Source organism: Burkholderia sp. BCC1638, from assembly GCF_902833195.1.
Classification (GTDB): Bacteria; Pseudomonadota; Gammaproteobacteria; order Burkholderiales; family Burkholderiaceae; genus Burkholderia; species Burkholderia diffusa.
The window spans coordinates 1-3,424 of sequence record NZ_CADFEC010000067.1; the positions used below are offsets into that span (position 1 = coordinate 1).

The window sequence follows — 3,424 nt, forward strand, 5'->3', positions numbered from 1 at the left end:
AATATGCCCACCGTGATCACCTTTGTATCCCCTGCTCAAAGATTGAGCAGGGCATTCAATCACGTGGGTCAAAATTCGATGAAAATTTTCAGCTCTAGTGGGTCAGTTCTGTGCGGACATCAACACCGCATAATTGAGCTTGACGCAGAACGTGTGAACGTTATCACCGGCGCTTCAGGAACTGGCAAATCCGCTGTCATCAAGGCGCTCGACTACTGTTTGGGCTCGTCCAAGTGCCAGTTGCCTGTCTACGTGAGACGGCGCTGCCTGGCAGTGGGCGTGAAGTGGGTCAGAGGGGAAGACGAGATGATTTCTTGTCGCCAGGTCCCGCTGGTTGGCAAGGCGCCGAACGCCTACATGTACGTGACCACTGGCAGAAACCTGATCGTCCCGAAGTCCGTGGATGAATTCGAAGGGAGGGGAAGCGTTGCCGCCAGCAAGGCCCGGCTCGGCGCAGCATTCGGTATTGAGTCCATGTCGATGACAGAGACGGAACAGCCCGGGAAAGAGTCGCCGGATCGGCCGTCGGTGCGGCAGTTCACTCCGTACGTTTTCGTCACCAAGGAAGTCATTGACAGTGAGACGGTGCTGCTGCACGGCTTGGATGACAACCGGAAGGCCCCAAAGATTGTCGCGACAATGCCCTATTTTTTGGGAGCGGTGACTGGGGAGACTGCTTCAGCCGAGAGGCGCCTCAGACAAGCTCGCAGGGCGCTGGAAATTGACATTGCACGCGAAGAGGCTCGCATCGCCAAAGACAGCGTGATGAGACAGAGATCGCGCGTCCTGCTTGGAGAAGCCCAGCAACTCGGCTTGATTGAACGTCCGCCCGAGGCTGCCGATGAGGCCATGCTGGTGAGCTTGTTGCGGCGCGCGGCCGCGCCGACCGCTGTACCTTTACAGTACCCGGGCGCTGACCAACTTGATGCGCTGCAGGCGCGACGTCAGTCGACCTTGAGGGAGTTGAACCAGACCAAGCGCAAGCTGAGAGCGATGCAGGTGACCGAGCAGGAGTCCAAGGAGTACCAGACCGCGGTGACGAGCCAGCACCAGAAGCTACTTATCGCTGAACATCTGAACTTGCTCGATGTTCCGAGCACCTGTCCGGTATGCGAGTCACACACCGTTGCCGGTACAGCCATGGCGAGCGCGATCAAACGATCACTGGAAACGATTCGTGCTGAGACGAGCGCGGTGGCGCGACTGCGGCCACAGATCAGTGAAGCTGCCGCTGCTTTAAACGGCCGCGTGGAAGAGCTGAGCGGCCTTCTCCGGGAGCTGGACGCCAATGTGGTCTCTGTTCTTGGTCAGATCGCCGAAGCGAGACAGTTCGCCGACCTGGCTCAGGTGCAGTCGTTCTTCCGCGGCAAGGTTTCGTATTTCCTGGAGACAATTGACGATCAGCTGCTTCGGCCAACCAAGGACTTGTCAGGTCAGCGGGATGAGATCGCTGACCTCGAAGCGAAAATCGACGCGGACAATCGCAGGGTCCGGATGCGCTACTCCGAGGATGCTGTATCTAGGTACGCATCTGAAGTCTTCTCCAAGTTGCCAAAGGTCGAGCCGTGCGTTGATGCTGTACTTGTCTTCTCGGCGCGTGAGCCTCAGGTGAGCGTCATTGAGGCTGGTCAGGATGGGGCAGTTCTTTCAATGGCCGACCTTGGTTCCGATCAGAACTGGCTGGCCGTCCACGTGGCGCTAGCCTTTGGAATGCAGCGGCACTTTGAGAATGAGCACCGACCCGTTCCGGGCGTAATTGTGCTGGATCAGCTCAGTCGCCCCTACTTCCCAAATCAAAGCCGCGATTTCGAAGAGCTGGATGAAGAAGACGGCGCCGAAGGGGAGGATCTCGGTGAGGATGAGCGCCCGGATGAGATATTGGTGAAGGCCGGCGACGAAGACTATGAAGCGATGCGTCAGCATATCGACTTTCTGTTCAAAGAGGTCGAGGCGCGCAGCGGTCTTCAAGTTTTGCTGCTTGAGCACGCCTACTTCCCGTCAGATGCGCGCTACGTCAAGGCAACCAAGGAGCGCTGGACCCGCGCGTCCGGCAAGGGACTGATTCCGCGCGACTGGAAACGGCGGCAGGCATAGCTCCGGCACTTCGTGCTGTGTCGGGCTTGTCGTGGACGAGCACGGGCGCCCAGTCATGGTTCGACCAGGACTTTCACTGGCCTCAATGGCTGCGTGATATCGAGATGCGTGAGTGAGGTCTACGTCAGTCAGCGAGCGGGTTCGTCCGGTGGTATGCAGTGAGTGTCAAACATGACGCGATGCTCAGAGAATCTGCCGGGCAGCAAAGAATGATTGTCGCCGCATCAGCAACAATTGCGCAGTTGATCAGACGGTATCGCTGACGGTACGAAAATGACCGCCTTGTGGAAAGCCCTTATTTAGGTGGGTGCATTTTTCTTGTTGACAATCGAGTGGGCATGCTCTCCCGCCACGAGGAATTCCGTCAGCGCTGAGCTGCGGACTAGTACATCTGCTGGCAACCTCGCAAAGGTTATTCGGTTTCCCGAAAGACGGTCATGACAGCCTCGCACCTCTGCTGATTCGCTCCGCAAGGACGCGATCGGACGTACTCGGAAGCTCGAGCATCTGTAGATTGAATGGCGAGAATATGTGACGATATGTTGGACTGTGTCGGGGAGCGGTGGCTATCGGCTGCGCGGCACATGGCCGGTGCTGCTGCGCCCGGGTGGCGGTGAGGCGGCACGCAGTATCTCGCGTCCGCTTTTTAGTGTTTTTTTAGTGTTCGCGCCGGGACGCGTGGAATCAAATTTGAGGGGCCGGAGCGGGAAGCCTTGCGGACATTGGCTCACATCACGAGCACGATCCAAACTTAAACGAATTGTGATGTTTGTGGTGTTCCGTTCGGGCGCGCCGGTATCCGTCTACGCTCCAACTGGCAAGGGCCTTCGAGTAGGTGAGCCGCCGATGTTCGCCGAGCACTTGCTCGCGCCGTGATTCGAATGAGGCACCCGGGCAAACGAAACTCGTCACGCTCAGGCAAGTGCGTCCGGTCCAAAACAGAGGCGGTGTATCGGCTGGGCGTCCAGTCGGTAGCGCGCGCCAGACCGCGATGGGAACCGCCTGATATCACGTGAAGGGCGCGAGAACCCGCGTGGCGCGCACCGAGTCGACTTTGCAGGAGGCGGTGGGTCGCCAAACTGTCAAAATTCGTCATATCTAGGACTTGTCTAATTCGGCGAACCCCAGATTGGGCACTGGTCCTATATCTTGCTTTGTAAGGGATTTATAAAATATCTATCAAAGAATTTCGCAAGATGACCTAGGGAAACACTGATTAATAGGCGATCGCGCGAGGTGGTCGGCGATGTGGGCGGGGAATGGCCGGATACCGAAGCGAAGCGCCGCCCATTCGGAGAAGTTTGCCCCGAGGATGCACCTTATTTCTCGC

Annotated in this window: 1 protein-coding gene; it reads left to right on the plus strand. The window is 57.7% G+C overall.

The genetic code is table 11. The annotated features are described in order from the left end of the window. Nucleotides 1–2,094: DUF3732 domain-containing protein (locus HWX22_RS31155; protein WP_208456637.1), on the plus strand; the 2,094-nt coding region annotated here is incomplete at its 5' end. Nucleotides 2,095–3,424: the final 1,330 nt, after the last annotated feature.